A 21,968-nucleotide genomic window follows, 5' to 3' on the forward strand; every position below is an offset into this window, starting at 1 on the left:
AAATACTGATGGAATAGCAGACACTTACACAAAAGGTGATGCCGATTCAGACAATCTTCCTAACTTTTTAGACATCGATTCAGATAATGATGGTATTCCAGATAATGTAGAAGGACAAACTACTGCAGGTTATAAAGCACCAACAGGTGTGGCTACAGGAATAACAGATACGAATAATAATGGTGTAGATGACCAATATGAAGATGGTACCAATATTGGATTAGTGCCTGTAAATACAGACGGAGATTCAGGAACTAATTATTTACCAGATTATTTAGATAATGATTCAGACAACGACGGTGTTTTAGATATTGCTGAAAATGGAGATGCTCAAAACGTTGCTTCTGGTAATGATGCAGATAAAGATGGTTTAGACGATGCTTTTGATGATAATGACGATTCTAGTATTGCAGGTGCAACAGTGAATGATGGATTAGGTAACGATTTATTAGGAAATGGAGACAAAGTAACCAATACAGGTATTTTAGATACTTCTTTAGAAGATGCTTTTGGTGATGCCGATTTAGATATTAATTTACCTAACGGTGATTTAGATTATAGAGATATTCCTGACGCTGCAAATGTGATGATTACACAAGTATATCAGGTTGGTACAGAAAAATGGATAGAAATTACCAACATTGGTACTTCTACGGTTCTTCCAAACAACATTAATATTCATTTATATAAAGATAAAACAGGAGATCAAACAGGTATTAAGCCAAATGAATCTTATAGTGTTCTAACTCCTTTATTAGCAGGTAAATCAATATTATTTAGCAACTCTAATAATGCGTTTACCCCAGAAAACTTTGCAACAACTGGTAGAACAATTGTAGTAAATGATGCATTAACAGACTTAGCTGATGCTAATGATATCATCATATTATCTTCTGCCACAGACACATTTTCTTGGGCAAACAGATATGACGTGGTTTCTGATATTGCAAACAAAACATCAGTTGTTAGAATAGACGAAAGGTTAACGCCTAATAAAGACTATAACACCAATGAGTGGGTAGTATTTATAGATGATGCAATCGTACCTTATCAACCAATAAGTGATGCAGATGTAACAGGAACTAAAAGGCATCCGCAAGATCCTTTAATCTCTGAAATTACAAGTTCTAATACAGAAGCAAACACATTGTTAGGGTTACACAGAGTTGATATTACTGCCTCTACCCCTAATGCTAATGTGTATACTAATGGTTTTCCAGACAGGTCTCGTTCTGTAGTAATTGATCAAGATTTTGAACACAATGCGAACAGATTAAGTGCTAGAAAACTAAAAGTAAACACAGATAAAAAATTAACGGTAACAGATCAATTATTAGTAGTTACTAATGATATTACCTTAGATGGAGATATTCGTTTAGCAGGTACTTTAGCTCAATTAGTACAAACACATACCAGTACAAGTACTATTACAAGTACCACTGCTGGAGCTATAGGTAATCTTTTAGTAGATCAAAACTCGTTGATACCTAGTTTATATAGATATGGGTATATGAGTTCTCCTGTTAATTCTTTAAATAATACTTATACATTAGAAAATGTTTTAAAAGATGGTACAGACCCAAGCAATCCAAAAGACATTAAATTTATGTCTGGTTATGACGGAGCTGCTACAGATCCTATTACTATTGCAGATTTCTGGGTTTACACCTATGCTCCTTCCTCTAGTGGTAGAGCTAACTATGTGCATAAATATAAAGATGGTCCAATAAATAGAGGTGATGGTTTTATCTTTAAGGGACCAGGAAAAGAACTAGGGCAAAACTACACGTTTAAAGGGACCCCAAATGACGGTGAGTTTACAACTGCTGTAAATATTGGAGCAGGAGATGATTATTTAATAGGTAACCCTTACCCTTCTGCTATAAATGTTAAAAAGTTTATAAAAGATAACTTTAATAGTATTAAGGCAACACTTTATTTCTGGGAACATCAAGAAAGTAAACTTGGAGAAGGAAATGGAATCGATGGACATATATTTGGTGGATACATTGGAGGATATGCAACGGTAAACTTAGCAACAGGTGCTGCTGCAACCTCTTTAGCAACCAATAACAACAATGGTACTGGTGGTTCTGGAGAAGGTACAGTAGATGCAAATTTATATAAAACACCAAAGGCTTATATAGCAATTGGCCAAGGTTTCTTTGTAGAAGGAGAAGATGCATCCGGTGGACCTATTGAATTTAACAACAGCCAAAGAGCCTATATAACAGAAGGTGCAGAATCTGTATTCTTTAAAGGAAGTAAAAAAAGTAGTAAAAAAGTAAATACTACTAGTTTATTACCAGTTATTAAATTAGGGTTTGAATATAAAAACACAGATGACTTGTTATTACATAATCAGATAGCAATTTCTTTTCAAGAAAGTAACTCCTTTGCTTATGATAAAGGATATGATTCTGAAGCTTATGAAATTGGTAAAACCGATATGTATTGGAAATTCTCTAATGATTATAGAAAATACGTAATTGCTGGTGTGCAATCTATTTCTAATGAATTAGAAGTGCCTTTAGAAGTTATCATGGATTATTCTGGTAAAGTAAATATTATGGTAGATGAAATTCAGAATGTTTCTAGAGATATTTACATTACAGATAAACTTACTGGAACTTCATATAGTGTTAAAAACGGAAAAACTACTTTAACTTTAGATAAAGGACTATACACTAATCGTTTTGTACTTGCTTTTACTCCAAGCAATACTTTAGATCTAGAAGATGAAATATTAGCTGCATACACCAATATTTATGCAGACAATAAAAACAACCAAATTGTAATTTCTATAAACAATGAAATAGAAATAAACAAGGTAGAGTTGTTTGACATCCTTGGTAAAAAAGTAAGCCTTTGGAATATTAAAGAACAAAAAGAGACTTATCAATTAGGTATCAAAAAACAATTACCAACAGGTATTTATATTGTAAAAATGGATACAGATAAAGGTACTATCAATAAAAAAGTAGTTATTGAATAATACTTTAGAAATATTCCAGATATAAAGGAACAATTCTTAAAATTTAAACCAGTGAAAAATTTTCACTGGTTTTTTTTTGTCAAAATAAATTCAATAAAAAAAGATTAAACCTTGTTATGTAGAACTTGTTTCAGTATCTAAATTTACGGAAGTTCAACCATCATAAGAATCTGAAATAAATTCAGATTGACAAGAAAAATTAGACAACCTCTTTTAGGATAGCTTCTAAAAAGGAAATTCTCTCAATCAGTTACTTTTTCAAAATTATCTATATAATGAATGTATTATTTATTTAAAATTCTCGTCCTAAAATATCTTAAACAATTAAATATTTAAATTAAGTGTGACATATAAAATTTAATAGTTTCTATAACATGGTGCTCAGTTAATAATAACTACTTTTGCACCCTTTTAAAAAAAACTTTCTTAAATGATTAAATATCTAAAAGAAACGAAACTATTTGGGGAAATAGCTCGTTTTAATGTATTTAACCCTATAAACTTATCTTTATTTAGTTTAAAAAACACATTAGTATCAAATTCAAATAAGGTTTCTTATCTTATACTTACTACATGTTTACTTATTACTTTTCAAAACACAAATGGGCAAAGCACTCCTATTTTTCCAAATAGTCAAGTGTTAAAGCAAGGTATTGACAAACGACCAGGTGCAAAGTATTTAATACAAGATGTACAACTTAAAGCCAATGGAAGCCTTTATGATGTTGATGCAATTCTAAGTATTGTATCCTTTATTGGTACACCAACTATTGTAAGCATTGATGATACACAATTTGTTAAAAACAGATTTGAACCTGTTATAACATACAGTCAACCTAATCAGGCTGTACGTTGGAGAATAGAATTTATTGCTGCCGGTTCTGCAGATAGTAATATAAATGACGCAGTAGTGTTTCCTTTAGATTCTTATACGTTAGAAATTATAGATTTAGATGCAGGAGAATGGGCAGAAGTTATTGTACCAGATAGTTATCAACTTGCTAGTCCTACTATTATTTCTGCAACTCCAGGAACTTCGGTAGCGAACTCAACTCGTTTTACTAGTGAAACAAATACAACAGACCAAAGTGTATCTATAGATAACACAAGATCTATTGTAAGAATTAATTACACAAACGTAAGTGTCGTAGACTTTACATTAGGTAGAAATAACAACGTACCAAATATAACAAGAAATATTTCTGTTGGATTTCTAGGAGAAGTAGTCTTTACGAGACCTGTTGTAGTAGAAGTAAATGAGCCACCAGTTGTAATAAATAACTTAAACAACATCATTATTTCTAACACCACATTTACAAAAAATGTACTTAACGGATCTAGTGATCCTGATGGTAATTTAGCTCCAGAAACAATTACGTTAATAGACCCAAATGACCTAACAAACCTAGGAAGTGTTGGTAAGCCGTTAGTAATTCCTGGAGTTGGTACCTATACCGTAAATAAAAATGGAAAAGTAATATATACTCCTGCAACAGATTATGTTGGAGACGCTTCTATTCTATTTAGAGTAGCAGATACACTTGGCGCAAATTCTAATGATGGAAAATTACAAATTACAGTATCTGCAGATACAGATAATGATGGTATTGCTAATATTATAGATTTAGACGATGATAATGACGGTATTTTAGATACTGTTGAAAATGGAAACAACTTTGCTGATGGTGATGAGGATGGTGATGGAATTCCTAACTATTTAGACACTGAAGATAATGGTAATTCTGGTGATGGTAGTACAACAAATTATACAGATGCTAATAACGATGGTATCCCAGATGTTTATGATGCAGACGGAGATGGTATACCTAATCATTTAGATTTAGATTCAGACAACGATGGTATCCCTGATATTGTAGAAGCTGGTGGAGTTGATACAGACGGAAATGGTTTAGTAGACAATATTAATACAAATGGAACTCTTAAAAATGATGTTGATAAAGATGGTTTAGATGATCGTTACGACGCTAATGTAAAAGGAGGAACTAACGGAGTTGCTATTACAAACCCAGATACAGATAACGACGGAATTGTTGATACACAAGATTTAGATGCTGACAATGATGGAATTCCTGATATTATAGAAGCAGGCGGAACAGATACTGACGGAAATGGTTTAGTAGATACTATTAACGCCAATGGTAAACTTAAAAATGATATTGACAGTGATGGTTTTGATGATCTTGTAGATGGTGATGTTGGCCAATCAGGAACATCAAATAACAAGAATAATGCATTAATAATTACCGGATCTGATACAGATAAAGATGGTAAACCAAACTCTTATGCAACTGGAGATACTGATGGAAATGGAATTCCAAATCATTTAGACCTAGATTCAGACAACGATGGTATTGTAGATATTATTGAAGCTGGAGGAAAAGATGCTAACAAAGATGGTAAAGTAGATAATATTGATACCAACGGAAAGTTAACAACTGATAGAAATACAAATGGTTTTGACGATGCAGTAGATGGTGCTATAAATTCTGGTACTCCTTTAATAATTACAGGAACTGACACGAATAATAATGGAAAACCAAACTCTTACAAAACAGGTGATGCAGACAATGATGGTAAATTAAACCACTTAGATATTGATGCAGACAATGATGGGATTCCAGATAATATTGAAGGACAAACTACAGCTGATTACATCGCCCCTAGCGGAATAGGAACTACTATAAAAGACACCAACAACAATGGTGTAGATGACAATTATGAAGACATCTCAAATAATATTGTTGGTCTTACTCCTGAAAATACGGATAAAACAGACGAAGCAGATTATTTAGATTCAGACTCAGATAATGATGGAATTCCTGATATTTTTGAAAATGGTCATACAAAGAATATCCTTAGTGGAAATGACAAAGATAATGACGGTTTAGATGATAATTTTGAGGATAATGATGATTCATCAATAAATGGAGCTACTGTTAATGATGGTTTAAATCCTGACAATAAAGTAACAGACCTAGTAACTTTAGAAAACTCTTTTGGTGATGAAGACAATGACTTCGACCCTAAAACCCCAACTACCGGTAATCTTGATTATAGAGATGTACCTGTAGCTGCAGATGTGATGATTACCCAAGTATATCAATTCAACAATGAAAAATGGATTGAAATTACAAATATCAGTTCTAAAGTTATACCTGCTAAAACTATTAAAATTCAATTATATAAAGATAAAACAGGCGATCAAACAGGTGTAGAAGCAGATGCTTCTTATATTGTTGGTACAGAACTAAAAGCAGGTAAATCTGTATTATTTAAAAATAGTACAAACAGTATTATTTCTAAGGATGAATTAGCAGCAGATGCAACCATTATTATTAATAATGCGTTAACTAGTTTAGATGATGCTACTAATGATATTATTACGCTTTCTTCTGTTTCTGGAGTGTATTCTTGGGCATATAGATACGATGTAGCCTCTAATATTGCTAACAAAACTTCGGTTGTAAGAATAGATGAAACATTAAAAACGAATCCTAACTATACAAAAAGTGAGTGGGTAGTATTTATAGATGATGCCATAAACTCATACCAATCTGGATATGGTGGTGGTAATAGCAATACTAAAAGACACTCTCAAGATCCTTTAATTTCAGAAATAAAGACTTCTAATAAACAAGCAAATACCTTGTTAGGTTTACACAGAATTAAGGAAACTACAACAAATACAGATGGTACTTGGAATAATGGTTTTCCAGACAGATCTCGTTATGTTATAGTTAATGCATATTACAATCATGAGAACAATAGATTAAGTGCAAGAAAATTAAAGGTTGTTAAGAATAATGAATTAAGAGTAACAGATCAATTATTAGTCGTTACTAATGATATAGAGTTAAACGGAGAAATTCGTTTATCTGGTTCTTCTGCTCAATTGATACAAACACACACAGATGCAAGTACCGTTTCTGGGGATGGAAGGTTGTTTGTAGATCAAAACTCAGAAGTACCTAGTTTATATCGTTACAACTACATGAGTTCTCCTGTTACCACTTTAAATGAAGATACCTATACTATAGAATCTGTTCTTAGAGACGGTACCATAGCAAATACACCTAAAGAAATTAAATTTGTTGGTGGTTATGATGGTGCATTTACTGGATCTGGTATTTCCTTAGCAGATTACTGGGTATATACCTATGCTCCTGCTAGTAACGGAAGAGCTAACTGGGCACATAAATATAAAAAAGGAATTATAGATAGAGGTGATGGTTATACTTTTAAAGGACCAGGAAGAAACCAAAATTACACATTTGTGGGTACCCCTAATGATGGTAAGTTTGAGACTAAGAATATAACTAAAGGACAATCTTATTTAATAGGTAATCCTTTCCCTTCTGCTTTAAATGCTAGAAAGTTTTTAGATGATAATAACGCTTTAATATCAACTATTTATTTTTGGCAACATGTAGCAGAAACGGAAGCTTCAGGAACTGCTGGTCATAACTTTGGAGGTTATATTGGTGGATATGCTGCTCAAAACGTAAGTATGGCAACAGCTGTAAAAACGGGTAAAATAGAACCTGTTAACTACACGCTTGAAGCTGAAGATTCACCAACATTAATTGGAGCTATATTAGACCTAATTGGTCTAGGTAATAAAGAAGTTTCTTTAGCTAAAGATGAATATATCACTTTTGAAAATATTACTAGAGGAGTAGATTCTTTAAGAATTGTATATAGAGCAACAGGACTTAAAAAATTAAAAATTAAAATAAATAATGTTGAAAGAGGAGAATTTAAGCTTCCAAACACTAGTAATCGTTTTGAAGAAATAAAGTTTGCTATGTGCATAACATCAGGTAGTGACATAACATTAACCTCTAACTCTAACTCTAGTGAACGTCTTTATATTGATAAGATAATTTTAAAAGATGAAGATGGTCAGTTAGCTTGTATTCCAGACTCAGGAGGTGATACTTATACAAATTTATACAAAACTCCAGAACCATATGTTGCAATTGGTCAAGGATTCTTTGTAGAAGGTATTGGTAACGGAAAAATTAAATTTAACAATAGTCAAAGAGAGTACAAAACAGAAGGAGATGGTACCTCTATATTCTTAAAAAGTAGTCAGAAAAAAACTGTGAAATCAGTTAATAATGAGCTACCTATATTAAAATTAGGAATGAGTTACTCTAATGATCAAGGAAGTAATTTACATCGTCAAATTGGAATTTCTTTTAATCAAGCAAATTCTTTTAGTTATGAAAAAGGATATGACTCAGAAATGTTTGATGTTAGTACTACAGATTTCTATTGGAAGTTTCCAAATGACGCAAATAGCTATGTAATTTCTGGAGTACAAGAAATTTCTAACGCATTAGAAGTACCTTTAGAAGTTATTGTAAGTGAAAACAGTATTATTACCATTAATATTGATGAAATAAACAACATCAATCAAGACGTTTACATCAAAGACAAATTAACAGGTAAAACACAGCAAATAAACAATGCCAATGTAACGTATCAATTAAAAGCAGGAACGTACACAGATAGGTTTGTTTTAGCTTTTAACGCAACCGAGGAAACACTACTTGGTGTTCAAGAAGATATACTTGCTGGTAAAACGAGTATTTATGCAGACAATGATAATAACAACATTGTAATCTCTAAAAACCAAGAAGTAAACATTCAAAATGTAGAGTTATTTAATATTCTTGGTAAAAAAGTAAGTACTTGGAATATTAAAGAACAAAAATCTACGTATCAATTAAACATCAAAAAACAATTAACAACAGGTATTTATATTGTAAAAATGAATACAGATAAAGGTACCATAAGCAAAAAATTGGTTATTGAGTAATTAGATTAAACCTTGTCATGCTGAACTAGTTTCAGCATCTTAACTGATGCAACTTCAACCATCATAAGAATCTGAAATAAATTTAGGTTGACAAAAAAAGATAACCTCTTTTATCTTATAAATTAAAAAAGGCTAAGAATTACAAAATGTAATTCTTAGCCTTTTTTTTGTGACTGCGAAGGGATTCGAATATTTAAACCAGAAGGATATCAAATAAACTATAAAACCCTTTATTTAAAAGGATTTAAAACAAATAAAACACAATAAGATTTAATTAAGTTTAAAATAATACATCATTTTCGTTCCATTTTAAGTACCAATTGTATACTTTTGTATTGTTCAAAAATTACAATATGCCTAAAATCACATTCCAATATCGTAGCACAAAAGAAACAGGTAAATTATCAATAAGGTTAACCCACCGAAAAGAAATAGATATTAGAATCTCCTCCCCTATTGTATCAAAAAAAGAATATTGGTTTAAAAGAACAACCGAAAAAGGAAAAACCATAGATAAAAAACTTCAATTAAAAGACTTTGGTAAAAAGATTCCTGCAACCCAAAAAGCACACCAAGCAGAACTTAATAAGCTTGAAGATGATATTGTAGATAAATTTATTTTTGATTTCAACAAAGGAATTCCAATAACTCGAGAATGGTTAAAAAATACAATTCAAGAAAATACAGAAATACTTGACACAAAAGAAAAAATAAAAATTATTGTTGATAATGAAGCTTTAGCATTATCTAAAGAAACAAAAAAAGAAGAAAAAATAAAGAAAGCTAACTTATTAACTTCTGCAATTACTAAAATGTATGTTAAGTACGCTACTAACCCAAACGAATTAAAGAAATACAAAGTAACACATAGCTTACTATTAAAGTATCAAGAAAACAAAAACCAAGTTTTTAAAATACTTGATCTAAACCAAGATTTCGCAACTGAATTCCAGAATTGGGCTTTATTAGAAATGAAGTACTCAAAATCCTACATAAACCAACAATTAAAAAAGCTAAGAAGTTCCGCTATCAATTCTTATGAAAATGACGAAAACAATATTATTAAAATAAGTAAAACACTAAGAACCTTTAAAATGTTTAAAGATGTTTATAAAGGTAAAATTGTAGTTACACTTAATTATGACGAACTTGATCTAATAGATAATAAAGAAATAACAGAAGAAGAACTACAGGATGCTAAAAAAGCAATTTTAATAGGCTGTGAAACAGGTTTACGCTACACAGATATGAATAAACTTGTAGATGAAAATATTAAAAATGTTGATGGTGTTGATTATTGGAAATTTAGAACAGACAAAACAGATTCTATTGTACAAATAACCATATCTAATAGAATACTGTATTTAATTGATAAATATGGACTACCTAAAAGCAACTATCCTTCAAATGGTGTTAAACTAAACAAAGACATAAAGAAAGTATGTATGTTATCTGGTATAAATGAGGAGATAAAAGGAAGCAAAGCAGAAATTATAGAGATCAATGGAAAGGAACAAATTAGAAACACTATTAGTAAAAGACCTAAGCACGAATTAATTACAACAAGAACTTTTAGACGTTCTTTTGCTACCAATTATTATGGAAAAATAGATACTGCATTAATTACAGCTATTACAGGACATAAAACAGAAAGAATGCTACGCAGCTACATCAACAACAATGAAGAAACGAATATCAAACGTACAAAATTGCAAATAGACCTATATCACGAAGAACGATTAAGAGAAATAGAAGAAAGGAAAAAGAATAAAAAAGCAGTCCTTAAAATTATTAGAAATGTTTCAAACCAATAAAACAAGACGACTTATTTAGAAATTTTCAGTTTTAACAACTATATATTTTTCACAACCACTGATCAAGCATACAAAAAACACTTATAATTCAATTTTACAACATAAAAATAATAAAAACATATAAAGTCATCAACTAGTTAAAATAATGCCTTAAATCAACTAATAAACACCAAAATAGACGTAATTAAACATACATATACAGAGCTATTTACCAACAAAAATACTAAACAACTGAATATCAATCTTTTAAAAAATAGCAAAAATAAAAGGAAAACGATTAAATAGACTTAGATTTACATAAATCAAATTAGTTAAGAATTAACTAAAATAAAAAAAAGGCAAACCATCAACTTGCGCCGAATAGAATGCCCTTGTAACTAGGAACTACAAAGATACATTTTTTTTTGCGTTGAGTTGATTTGCTAAATATTAATAACAAACAATTCAGCAATGAAACAAATTCAATTAGTAGGTACTACCCTAGAAGAACATTATGCAATAATTTTTGACCACTTTGACAAGAAATTTGAAGAGTTTAAAAATTCAAAACAAGCAAAACAATTACCAACCTACCTTACCAGAAAGGAAACAGCAGCGTATTTAAGAGTAAATTTATCTACTCTGCATAATTGGCATCACAAAGGGATTTTAATACCTAAATCAATAGGTAATAGAGTTTTATACGACCTTAAAGCTATACAAGAAAGAATTGTTGAATTAAAAAAATAAATCAAGGCTATGTGTAAGAAGAAAACACAAGGCCTTGATTGTAATATTATTAAGCAAGATCAATATAAGGCTAATTATCAGAAAATAAAAAATTATATTAGAGAATCTAAATATATTTCAATCTCAGAAAGACCTAAAACTTGCGAGTCATTTGGCTTACTTATTTTAGTTGATGTTTTTCGAAAAGAATATAGAACACGATTCTACAACTACTTACTCCAAAACACAACAACAGTTACCAAAGTTTCCGAAGATCTTGGAATCCCTAATAAATATTGTACACAGTTAAAACGAAGCTTAGAAAAAAACAGCAAATTAAGAGTTGTTTTTTATGATAGATGCATCACTACAAAATCAAGAAACGTACAATATGTATCAACAAAGCCTAAAGAATGGGAGAAATACTGTATTGCAGCTTCTAATCTTCAAAAAAATCTATAATCATGGCAGAAAACAAAAAATCTTTTGTTCTATATTGTGATTTAATGGACAATATAGATCATTTAACAATTGAAGAAAAAGGAATATTATTTCAACATCTTCTAGAGTATGTAAACGGTAAAGAACCAGAATTAACTGATAGAGTAATACTATCAGCATGGAAACCTATAGAAAGACAACTGAATAGAGATTTAGAGAAGTTTGAAGAAACGAAAGAAAGAAGATCTATTTCAGGAAGAGAAGGTAATTTAAAAAGATGGAATAGAGAGCTTTACGACAAATACAAATCAAATGAATTAACTTTAGATCAAGCAGAAAAAATCGCAGGTAGTCGCAAAGCATCGCACCCCGATAGTAATGGTCGCAAAGACTCGCAAGATATCGCAAACATCGCTGATAATGTTAATGTTAATGTTAATGATATTAATAATAAAGGGGATCTTGATGATGTTGTTGATGGTATTTTTATAAAGTGTTCTAAAAACTACAATTCGTATGCAGATAATATATCTAAAGATTTAGCTGCATTAGAAAACTTAAACAAGCTACACAAAATATCTACAGACAAGACAGTTTTACAATTAACTATAGAAAAATACTTAAAATCATTTTTAGCTCAATTAAACGTAAGTGAAGAAGTTCACCAAACTAAAAATACATTTCAAATACATTTTTCTAATTGGTTAAGAAAACAGAAAATCAAAACAGTTATTAAATCTGAAAAACCAATTAGATATGCCTAGCAATAACGAAAAAATAAAATACTCGAAAGACTATTGGGATGTTAAAAAAAGCGGAAATAGGCTTTTATGGAGAATATCACCTAATGAAAAAGGAGAGTTTAAAACGTTTAAGGTACTACAAGACGATTTTAACGCACTTAAAAGCATCTTAGGCATGGTAAATAGACTGGAAAGCAAAACTATCTCTAATAACGAATTATTTGCAAAGTTGTTCATCATGGAGCTATTAGGGCAAATAAGAGAAAAAGAAACTACTGTTTTTAACGATTCGGTTTTTATTCAAATCTCTAATCAATTATCAAAACCTTTAGAATTATTTTATCAAACTTTTTACGAAGATTTATGTAGTAATCAACTAAACAAACTTACCAAAGATGATTTTACAGATACTGAAGGTCATAACATATTGATGGATTACCATCGATTTAAAGAAACTTTTACATTGGAACTTGTTAAGAGTAAACTAAATGAAATGATGTCTAACACCTTACACAGAAGAAGCTAATGTTTGACATAGATACACCTAACAGTTTTAAGGAAGAAGATTTTAAAGATGATTTTAATTATAAAAATCACATTGTAAATTCCAATTCAATAAATGAAAATGTAGAAAAATTCTACAAAGGAGAAATACAAAAAGGGTTTGAAATAGGTATCCCTTGTTTTGATAAACACTTTGTATGTAAAGAGAAATCTCTATATGCCTTAACAGGACGTAAAGGAGATGGTAAGACCACTATTTACAAGATCATACAGTTAATGCAATCTATTGTTAATAATCTTGTTTGGGTTGTAGCTTTTCAAGAAAACAGTGATTGGAGTTCTAAAGTTGAGTACTTACAATATTTCTTAGGAGATTTTGCAATTGATATAAAAAAAAGCAACCCGAAACTTCACAAAATGGCAAGCGACTGGATAGATCAGCATTTTATATTCTTAGACGTAGAAACAATTGAAGAAGCTATTAAAGTAACTGAATGCTTGATAAAAGATGGAGTTAATGCACATGGTTTATTTTTAGATCCGGTTAACTCTTTTGAATTCGGATACAAAGACACAGGAAACACTTATAATGATGGTGTTTATAGCTCTAAAAAGGTGTTAAGATGGTGTAAGAAAAATATATCGATACACGTTTCACAACACCCTAACATGACCGCCGCTAGAAATAACGATAAAGAAATATATCCAATTGATGCTGAATTTGGGTTCTGGAACAATAAAGCACATTTTACATGGACCGTAAATAGAAGTGAACAAAATAACAACGTTATCAGCGTGCATAATGTTAGGGAAAAACTAACAGGAGGAAGCTCAACGAAAAGCCATGAAGATTTAATTATTGAATGGTTTCCAACCAAAATAAATATTTCAAAAGGAAATGAAGTTTATGAAAACGTTATTCAATACTTAGTTAGAAAACACAATCCTTTAAATTACGATTATGACTATTTGCCAGAAACAAAAGAAATTATAAATACAATTTCAAACTAATTAAATAAAAAAAGTATGTTTAGAAAAAAAATTTAAAATTATAGTTATATTTAAAAAATAAACGAAATGTTTTCTAAACATTTTCTTTTTCACAAATTTAAAGCCACTTCTAGAAGTGGCTTTTTTTACATTTTAAAGATTAAAATTTTAGTTATTATATTTAACTAAATTGACTGCATAATTCTAAAGGCAAGTAGTGTGTAATGTGGCCACATTTCACAAACTTGCTATATTCATAGTAACATTTTTCTAACGAAAATTGGAGTTATTTTATCTCGCTTATGCTCGTGCATTTTTTAAAACAGTTGAAGCAAGTTCAACTATTTTAAAAAACGGAATCTATATCCATAGACATAAAAGAAAAAAATAATAGAATTTAGAATCAATCTTAAAAAATTAAAAAGCTATCTTAAAAAGGGAATTACCTATTGTCATTTCTATACATAATGTTTAAAATTATGTAATCTATTTCAAGAAGTGGCACTTTTAAAATTTTCAGAAACGTACAATCGCCCAGTTTTTTACAACGTTTTGTGTATGAGTAGTAAGGGGTTAAATATACATTGATTTTCAATTTAGCACTTAGCCCAATTTGCAATTTTATTGTTATCTTTTTTATTTAACTGTCAAATTGCAAATTGGGCGGACTTTGTAAATAAGCACTAACTTTCGGTATAGCACTTAGCCCTTATTACTTATACACGTTGTTACCCCCTGTGCTTTTATTTTTTTTAACCTCAAACATGTTTTATTTCAAAAATGTCTTTCAGTTTATTTTTTGCTGAATCAGAAATGTCAGGAACATTTATATAAAGATTATTCATTGCTCTACTACAAGCAACATAATAAACTCTTTCATTCTCACTTTCTTTTTTACTTATCGTAGGGTTTAGTAAAAAAGACAAATCTCCTTCTTCCTTGTACTTGTTACCTTGTTTACCTTTTACAATTACGATAACATTTTTAAACTCATCTCCTTTGGCTTTATGAATTGTACGATGTTGGGTTTCATCTTTATTCAATCTGACAGATAAAATGATTTTTGAAAAAGGTAATGCTTTATAAGAATCAATTAAGGCTAATTTTGAAATCTTGCTAATTTTATAGCTCCCTGACTTAAAGTATTCCAAGCCGAAAACTCTTTCATAAAAATCAAATAAAGAACCTTCTTTTATTGATTCATACTCTTTTAAAAATGTCTTAATAACTTGTAAAGCTATTTTTTGTCCTTTAAAGTTGTCTTTCCCTTTAAAATATCTACTTATTTCCTTTATAGCATCAGCGTATAGTTTAACCTTCGAAAATTCTAATGATTTAATTAGACTGATTAAAACCTTTATTCTATTAGCGTTTGAATCAAATTCAAAATAATTATAAATCGGAGTAATCTTCTCATCGCTTAGAGTTGTGCGATTACGCATTGCTGATGCTGTAGGGTTCATAAATGATAACGAATTAACATTTTCTAGACCATGTTTACTTTCTACAAATTCTAAAGCCTTAATGCTATCTCCAATTAAAATCATTGGCTTTACACCTTGTTTCTTATCTGGACTTATTTGCTTAAAACCTGTTCTAATACAACATAACACATCAATAATTTGCTCTGTACTTCTATAATTATCTTCAATTTTATATTTTTTAATATTAGGTAATTCAAAATTCTTAAAATCTTCTACGCTCGCACCTTGGAACTCATAAATTGATTGTGCATCATCGCCAATAACACCAACAACTGTCTCTTCAGATGCTATTTTATTTAAGATTTCTGTTTGAATAGGACTTGTATCTTGAAACTCATCAATATAGAAATATGGAAATTTTGCTCTCAATACACGTAACACATTAGAGTTTGAATTTATTATTTCCCAAGCAAATGCTAAAACATCATCGTAGTGCATAATGCCGTTATTCCAATAATTTAATTTGTATTTTAATAATGAATTGTGAAAATCCATTTTTCTACCTTTCAATTTTAAAACGCATTGATTGTTATCAATTGCCCAATACATATTTTTTAATTCATTTTTCTTTATATACCTCCCTGGTAAATCCGTTTTACGGAAATATCTTTCTGAAATGATATGTTCAAATGGGCTATCAAAATTTTGAGATAAATAGAGAGAGTTCTCTTTTATTATTTTAAAAAACTTACTTACGTTTGTTTTTTTTATTACTTTGACTAATTCAGATTCAAAATCTATTTTATTGTATATGTTATTCTTAATTGATTTTAATTTCTCAATTAATCTTGTAGGAATATCGTTTTCTAAATTTATAAGAGCATTATCATCTATACGAAATTTATAGCCTAAATCATATTTTTTACTTATTGTAAATAAGTACGGTTTTACAATGTGAGTAAATAAGAAACTATGTATTGTCGAAACTTCGACATGATCATTTGAATCATTTAATTTATTAATAATTGTATCAACGCCAACGTTAGTATAAGTAATACAAGCAATCTTTCTGCACTTATTTAATCTACTAGATTCACGCAATACATTTCTAATGTGATTAATCAAGAATGTTGTTTTCCCAGCTCCAGGCCCAGCAATTACCTTAAAATGCTGCTCTATATCTATATTGCTTTTTGATGTTATTCGCATATCCAATCTATTGTTTCCTTAATGTAATTAGGAACGTTAAATTCGGCTTTGTTTTCAGGTAAATTATTAGCTAGATCATTTGCTAATTCAAAAGCATTTTCTCCTTTATTTAAAGAATTTAAATATCGAGCAGCAAATAAGTGTTTCTTTTTCTCGTCATCATTCATACTTATTTCTTCTAAACCTTTTATTATCCGCTTACTCTCATTACTTTTATGTACTGTTTCAAAAAGATTGTCAATAGTCTTACTATTACTATTTATTAATCCTTTCAGTTCTTTTTTATTGCTTATTGATTCTGTAACTATTAATTCACAATTGGGGTTTTCATATGCTAATGCATACTCAAAAGTTTTGCTTATATTCTTCTTTTGCGAAAATGCTCTAATATTTGCGTGGTTTTTGTCTTTTGAATATGTATCAATTATATCATTTGACGTCTCTTTGTATTCGTATTTAGAAGGGCTGAGATGCAATTCAAAGGGATAACACTTTTCGAAACTTGAATCAGGGACAGTTATATCTTTTCTTACTGGGTCTAAATCAGTAATACAAGCTACCTTTTTATGAATTGTGTTTGGTTTAGTTGAATCAAATAATTTTAAGAAATGATTGAAATATCGGCCTCCAATATTAATGACAGAAGTATGGCCTTTTTCTAAATCCTTATGTAAATAATTTGAAAATATAGGTAGCAGTAGCTGTTCTGTAATTCCTTCAACCATAACAATATTTTTTGCAAAAAGCATATCAGCTTTTGTGGTATCTAGAAATCTTTGTACATATGCTTTTGACTTAATATCAGTATCAGAATTGGTAAATACATCTCCTAAATACCCAATATTTAATTGATGTTTAGGGTCACGATGTAAGCAAATGATTTTATCTAACGGCACAGCTGCTGTTATATTTGGTGAATGTGTAGTGATAAAAACTTGTCTGACATTATTCTTTTCACTGTTGGTAATATATTTCAAAAACTCATATTGCATGGATGGGTGTAAATGGGCTTCTGGTTCTTCGATAACAAGAACGGGAAATACTTTAGCATTACTACCAAGATATTCGCCAGATGCATCTTTTTGCATTTTGGCAAGTAGTAATGACATAAATATCAAGTTATTATACCCTAAGCCATTATGTGTTGCTGGAATAGTTATTTTCATTCCAGTTGTATATTCCACTACAAGTTTCAAAGCAGAATAAAGCTCTGTATCTAGTATGTGCCCATCAAATTCTGGTTTAGCATTATTGAATGAAGATGCACCAGTATCAGTTGCATATTGCAACATGACCTTTTTCCCTTCTTTCATTCTTCTATGTAAGGAATCTATTAATGATTTGGCTTCCTCAGAAAAATCTGTTTTCCTTTTAATAATCTTCGCTATTTTTTCTTCTTTATCAATTTTTTTAGAACCCTTTTTATCATCATTTTTTATATCAAAATCCATGAAAAAATCAATAACTTCACGTAGTAATGTGTTTTTACCTGAGAATAAATCTCTTTCAACATCTCTAATCGCATCTAAAAATTGGAAATCGATCTTTCTTAATGCATCAGGGTCTGCAATATTTTTATACTCCGGATTACCTCCATATATTTTTGAAACATATTTTTTTAAAAACTGATGTTTAATTATTAACCAATAATCATTGATATTAGTAGATGACATGTTGTTTAAGGATTTCTTATATTCTTCCTCATCTTTCTTTGGTAAATAAAATCGGTATGTCAATTTTGCCTCATATGGAGTTTCAATTTTTGTTAAAAAAGTAGATACCGTAACTAAATCATCTGAATATTCAACCTCATTTATTGATTCAACAAAGGAAACTGTTATTTGAACAAAAGGTGGTTCATTCTTTAATTCTGCGATAGTAGTTTTTTTATTGAAATCATCAACTTCAAGACGTTTTGATGCTCCTTGGTTTAATACTAATCCTAATGCTTTGAGTAGATTTGATTTTCCCGCGTTATTATGTCCAATTATAACATTTACACCTTCTTTAAATTTAACAGTTGTTCCTTTTTCAAAGCTTCTAAAGTTGTCTATTTCAATGTTTTCTATTCTCATTAAGTTTTATTTATTTTTTTTGAGTAAAGTAAGTATTTGTGTCAGAAGACTTTTTTAATTTACGGAATTCATGCATTGGGGGTAACGTTGTTGTATATGGTTTGTTGCGTGTTTCAAGCAACTAATTTAGTGAATAATTACCGACCAAGAAAGTCCGCGAGGACTTTCGTAAGTAAGCGATAAGCCAGCAATAAATTATATACGGTGTTACCTGCAGTGCTTTGTTCTTCACTATACTTTCGCTTTTAAAAAGAAATCGTCTAATGCTTCCTTTAATTTTTTATTGTCCATAGATAAAGCTTTATTCCTAATATCATCTGGTTTGAAATATGATACTTTATATTTAGAAGCAGATGAAGATATATAATCTAGTTTTGCGATAGCATCATCTGTAAACCCACCAGTCGACCAAAATTCAAATTCGATTTTTTTCTTTTTCCAAGTTTCTTGTTTTTCTATCCATACTTTAAAAGCTGGGATTTTTTTTCCTAACCATTTATCTATAGTTTTTAAATCTATCCTCGAACGTGTGGCTTTACATTCTGCTATAACAATCTTATCATTATAATTGGCTAGAACATCAATTTCGTGCCTAGAATTGTTTTCATATATTTCACGACCTAAATCGATACTATTGTTGCTATTTAAAGAATGAATGTGTCCGACAACAAATTCAAAAAGTGCTCCTTTAATATTATTAGCTAAACCTTCATTATATTTTTTTAATTCTTTAATTAAATCTAGATATTTTTCTGGAGAAGATTTTAAACTGGCGCCAGCATTATTTAGTACACCAATTAATTCTTTGAGTGTTTCAGCATATTTTTGTCCAAATAATTCTTTAATAAAACCGACAGCTATTCCGTGATATTTTAAAGATGTTAAAGCTTCCTTGCTCAAATCATCGACTATTAGAAATGGAATAATTCTAGAAGCGTTATTGAAACTTTGAATATGTTTTATTTTTTCAATAAAGAATAAAATATCTTTTTCATTAATCGGAACGCCAATTATAATGTCAGCTAATACAAAACCAGGGTTTTTCCCTTGCATCAGTCCAGTTATGTTTGAAACACCTTTAAAAGCCCATCTAAACTTCCCGAATTCTCCGTAATTTTCAGCTGTGTTATAGGAAATTAATCCAATGTTTTTAGTTAAGTTTCCAAAATCAGTAAGAATATTTTCTTTAATAGCTTCTATCGTTTTATAGGCTAATGAATTTAAATTTGTTCTTTTTAATTTAGGAGAAATATAATAATACTCACTATTATAATTTAGAATATTTGATTTTATAAATTTTTGAATTATTTTTTTGAAAGGCAAATGTCCTTTTAAAGCTAAAATCGGATAATTTGTATAACATTCTAAAAAATTCTGATTAATAATTCCCCCGTGAAGTTCTAGAGCATTCAATGTGTACCAATATTTCTTTCCATTTTCGAACATTGCTTTATTTAGTGAGTCATACAAAAGTCCATCCTCAATGTGTTTTTCTAAATAGCAAAGCGATAAATTACTTATAAAGTACCCTTTAATTTTTAATATTTTTTTATTTCTAGCAACTCTTTGGCTAGCAGTGTTATAATTAATGCCTTCAGATTTTTCTAATGATTTTGACAATTCATTTGACATTAAAGGACCTCTTTTGTTTAAAATATCTTCTATTATTGTCATATCACACTATATATAAATAAACTCTTTAGAGTTTAGCAATGGTTTTATTTTTTTCTTGTTATCCCAGTGTTTTCGTTATTTTTTTGTAAAAAAGTCTCTAAAAAACTGTCATATGAATATTTGAGGCTGGATTTCACGCATTGCAGGTAACATGTTGTATTTAATCAAATATATTACATTTCCCTTAAAAATTTCAGGGATAATAAAAACAATATTTTCGCATAATAATTCAATTTTTCATTATACTTTTAGATCTAACATGTTATTAAAAACATCAATAAACACAACTGATTATAAAATAAGAATCAATAGTCACACTAAATTATAAATTAAGAATACCCCAAAGATTTAGTCCATAATAAAATTAATTATCTATTTAATAAAGTAATATTACAAAACATTTTCGTTCCGCAAATAGTACCAATTAAATGATTTTCATAAAAACAAAATCACTTAAACCATTTAAAATAAATAGTTTAAGTGATTTGATCAGTGACCGCGAAGGGATTCGAACCCCCAACCCTCAGAGCCGAAATCTGATATTCTATCCAGTTGAACTACGCAGCCATTTTGTTTTCTATAAAGAAAACAAAAATATTTTTTACATTAAATTCTTTTTCACTAAAGTAGAAATGGTTTTACCATCTGCCTTACCTGCTAACTCAGCAGAAACAATTCCCATAACTTTCCCCATATCTTTCATTCCAGATGCTCCTACTTTACTAATCGTAGCAACAACAACACTTTCAATTTCTTCTTCAGATAATGCTTCTGGCAAAAATTGTTCTAAAACAGCCAATTCAGCCAATTCCGGGTCTGCTAAATCTTGTCTGCCTTGTTCTATAAAGATAGCTGCACTGTCTTTTCTTTGTTTAACTTGCTTCTGAATAATTTTAATTTCTTGCTCTTCCGTAATTTCTGCTTGAACACCTGTTTCGGTTTTCGCTAATAAAAAGGCAGATTTAACCGCTCTTAAAGCTTGTAAAGCAACCGTATCTTTTGCTTTCATTGCTTCTTTCATTTTATCCATTACTTCTTTTTGCAAACTCATTGTATTTTATTTTAAATTAATTATTTCTTTGTTTTCTTTAAGTATAAAACTTTTTTACGATAATCTATAAATGCTTTTCCTTTTTGTAGTACATCTGCACCAATAATACCATGTACTTCCTTTGCTTTGTGCTGCGTTAAAGCAGTATTTACATGCGATAAATCAAACAATACTAAATGACATTTCTTAGTATTCCAATTTCCTATTTTTAAAGAATTATTATCAGATTGTAACGTTTCCATATCTATTGCTCCTGCCCCAGCCGCTTTGGTTTCACTTTCTTGAGCATCCAAATTAAAATGAGTAATCATATCTAACCCAACACAAGAATTAGAAGCACCTGTATCTAAAATAAATCGCCCTTTAACACCATTAATTGTTGCCTTCAATTCTAAATGATTGGTAGCAATTTTATTTAGCTTTATTTTGACGAATTTCTTCTTCTTTAAAATTTTCTCAATACTACTCATCTTATTATGCTTTGAAGTGATCAAA

13 protein-coding genes and 1 tRNA gene are annotated in these 21,968 nt (G+C 29.8%); 8 read left to right on the forward strand and 6 right to left on the reverse strand.

What is annotated here, in order from left to right; translation table 11 throughout:
• The 8 genes from GQS58_RS15900 to GQS58_RS15935 form a co-directional block, all read left to right on the forward strand.
• Positions 1–2,995 (forward strand): T9SS type A sorting domain-containing protein (locus GQS58_RS15900; protein ID WP_205860454.1); only part of this gene is annotated, 2,995 nt, incomplete at its 5' end.
• 430 nt (positions 2,996–3,425) lie between these two features.
• Positions 3,426–8,840, forward strand: coding sequence for a T9SS type A sorting domain-containing protein (locus tag GQS58_RS15905; RefSeq protein ID WP_166387716.1), 5,415 nt, complete (start codon positions 3,426–3,428; stop codon positions 8,838–8,840).
• Between the two features lie 353 nt (positions 8,841–9,193).
• Positions 9,194–10,654, forward strand: a complete 1,461-nt coding sequence (locus tag GQS58_RS15910) for a hypothetical protein (RefSeq protein ID WP_166387718.1) — start codon at positions 9,194–9,196, stop codon at positions 10,652–10,654.
• A 450-nt stretch (positions 10,655–11,104) separates the two neighbouring features.
• Positions 11,105–11,383, forward strand: a complete 279-nt coding sequence (locus GQS58_RS15915) for a helix-turn-helix domain-containing protein (RefSeq protein ID WP_166387720.1) — start codon at positions 11,105–11,107, stop codon at positions 11,381–11,383.
• Positions 11,384–11,392: 9 nt separating this feature from the next.
• Positions 11,393–11,824, forward strand: a complete 432-nt coding sequence (locus GQS58_RS15920) for a hypothetical protein (protein ID WP_166387722.1) — start codon at positions 11,393–11,395, stop codon at positions 11,822–11,824.
• A gap of 2 nt (positions 11,825–11,826) precedes the next feature.
• Positions 11,827–12,567 carry a DUF6291 domain-containing protein gene (locus GQS58_RS15925; RefSeq protein WP_166387724.1) on the forward strand — a complete coding sequence of 247 codons (741 nt, stop codon included), beginning with the start codon at positions 11,827–11,829 and terminating at the stop codon, positions 12,565–12,567.
• Positions 12,560–13,072 (forward strand): hypothetical protein, encoded by a 513-nt coding sequence (locus tag GQS58_RS15930; protein WP_166387726.1) that lies wholly within the window; start codon positions 12,560–12,562, stop codon positions 13,070–13,072. The genes GQS58_RS15925 and GQS58_RS15930 overlap by 8 nt, the downstream gene beginning before the upstream one ends.
• Complete coding sequence (locus GQS58_RS15935) at positions 13,072–14,061, forward strand: hypothetical protein (RefSeq protein WP_166387728.1); 990 nt, start codon at positions 13,072–13,074, stop codon at positions 14,059–14,061. Before GQS58_RS15930 ends, GQS58_RS15935 begins: the two co-directional genes overlap by 1 nt.
• Positions 14,062–14,798: 737 nt before the next feature.
• Here GQS58_RS15935 and GQS58_RS15940 read toward each other — a convergent pair.
• From GQS58_RS15940 to GQS58_RS15965, 6 genes are all read right to left on the reverse strand, one after another.
• A complete protein-coding gene (locus tag GQS58_RS15940; protein ID WP_166387730.1) occupies positions 14,799–16,673 on the reverse strand; it encodes a UvrD-helicase domain-containing protein in 1,875 nt (624 codons plus the stop codon).
• Entirely contained in the window at positions 16,664–18,748 is a 2,085-nt protein-coding gene (locus GQS58_RS15945) for an AAA family ATPase (RefSeq protein ID WP_166387732.1), read from the reverse strand. The genes GQS58_RS15940 and GQS58_RS15945 overlap by 10 nt, the downstream gene beginning before the upstream one ends.
• Before the next feature lie 231 nt (positions 18,749–18,979).
• Positions 18,980–20,422, reverse strand: a complete 1,443-nt coding sequence (locus tag GQS58_RS15950; protein WP_166387734.1) for a hypothetical protein — start codon at positions 20,420–20,422, stop codon at positions 18,980–18,982.
• 493 nt (positions 20,423–20,915) lie between these two features.
• A tRNA-Arg gene (locus GQS58_RS15955) sits at positions 20,916–20,989 on the reverse strand.
• A 34-nt stretch (positions 20,990–21,023) separates the two neighbouring features.
• Positions 21,024–21,473: a GatB/YqeY domain-containing protein gene (locus tag GQS58_RS15960; RefSeq protein ID WP_166387735.1), complete on the reverse strand. Its 450-nt coding sequence runs from the start codon at positions 21,471–21,473 to the stop codon at positions 21,024–21,026.
• A gap of 20 nt (positions 21,474–21,493) precedes the next feature.
• Positions 21,494–21,943, reverse strand: a complete 450-nt coding sequence (locus GQS58_RS15965) for a retropepsin-like aspartic protease (protein WP_166387737.1) — start codon at positions 21,941–21,943, stop codon at positions 21,494–21,496.
• Positions 21,944–21,968: the final 25 nt, after the last annotated feature.

This window comes from Polaribacter sp. 11A2H, assembly GCF_011379025.1.
In the GTDB taxonomy this organism is placed as follows: Bacteria; Bacteroidota; Bacteroidia; order Flavobacteriales; family Flavobacteriaceae; genus Polaribacter.

What these genes read in the sequence shown, in the direction of transcription:
- GQS58_RS15945 (WP_166387732.1), bottom strand. Translation starts at nt 18,748, where the DNA reads ATGAGAATAGAAAACATTGAAATAGACAACTTTAGAAGCTTTGAAAAA.
- GQS58_RS15965 (WP_166387737.1), bottom strand. Translation starts at nt 21,943, where the DNA reads ATGAGTAGTATTGAGAAAATTTTAAAGAAGAAGAAATTCGTCAAAATA.
- GQS58_RS15960 (WP_166387735.1), bottom strand. Translation starts at nt 21,473, where the DNA reads ATGAGTTTGCAAAAAGAAGTAATGGATAAAATGAAAGAAGCAATGAAA.
- GQS58_RS15920 (WP_166387722.1), top strand. Translation starts at nt 11,393, where the DNA reads ATGTGTAAGAAGAAAACACAAGGCCTTGATTGTAATATTATTAAGCAA.
- GQS58_RS15930 (WP_166387726.1), top strand. Translation starts at nt 12,560, where the DNA reads ATGCCTAGCAATAACGAAAAAATAAAATACTCGAAAGACTATTGGGAT.
- GQS58_RS15935 (WP_166387728.1), top strand. Translation starts at nt 13,072, where the DNA reads ATGTTTGACATAGATACACCTAACAGTTTTAAGGAAGAAGATTTTAAA.
- GQS58_RS15950 (WP_166387734.1), bottom strand. Translation starts at nt 20,422, where the DNA reads ATGACAATAATAGAAGATATTTTAAACAAAAGAGGTCCTTTAATGTCA.
- GQS58_RS15905 (WP_166387716.1), top strand. Translation starts at nt 3,426, where the DNA reads ATGATTAAATATCTAAAAGAAACGAAACTATTTGGGGAAATAGCTCGT.
- GQS58_RS15915 (WP_166387720.1), top strand. Translation starts at nt 11,105, where the DNA reads ATGAAACAAATTCAATTAGTAGGTACTACCCTAGAAGAACATTATGCA.
- GQS58_RS15940 (WP_166387730.1), bottom strand. Translation starts at nt 16,673, where the DNA reads ATGCGAATAACATCAAAAAGCAATATAGATATAGAGCAGCATTTTAAG.
- GQS58_RS15910 (WP_166387718.1), top strand. Translation starts at nt 9,194, where the DNA reads ATGCCTAAAATCACATTCCAATATCGTAGCACAAAAGAAACAGGTAAA.
- GQS58_RS15925 (WP_166387724.1), top strand. Translation starts at nt 11,827, where the DNA reads ATGGCAGAAAACAAAAAATCTTTTGTTCTATATTGTGATTTAATGGAC.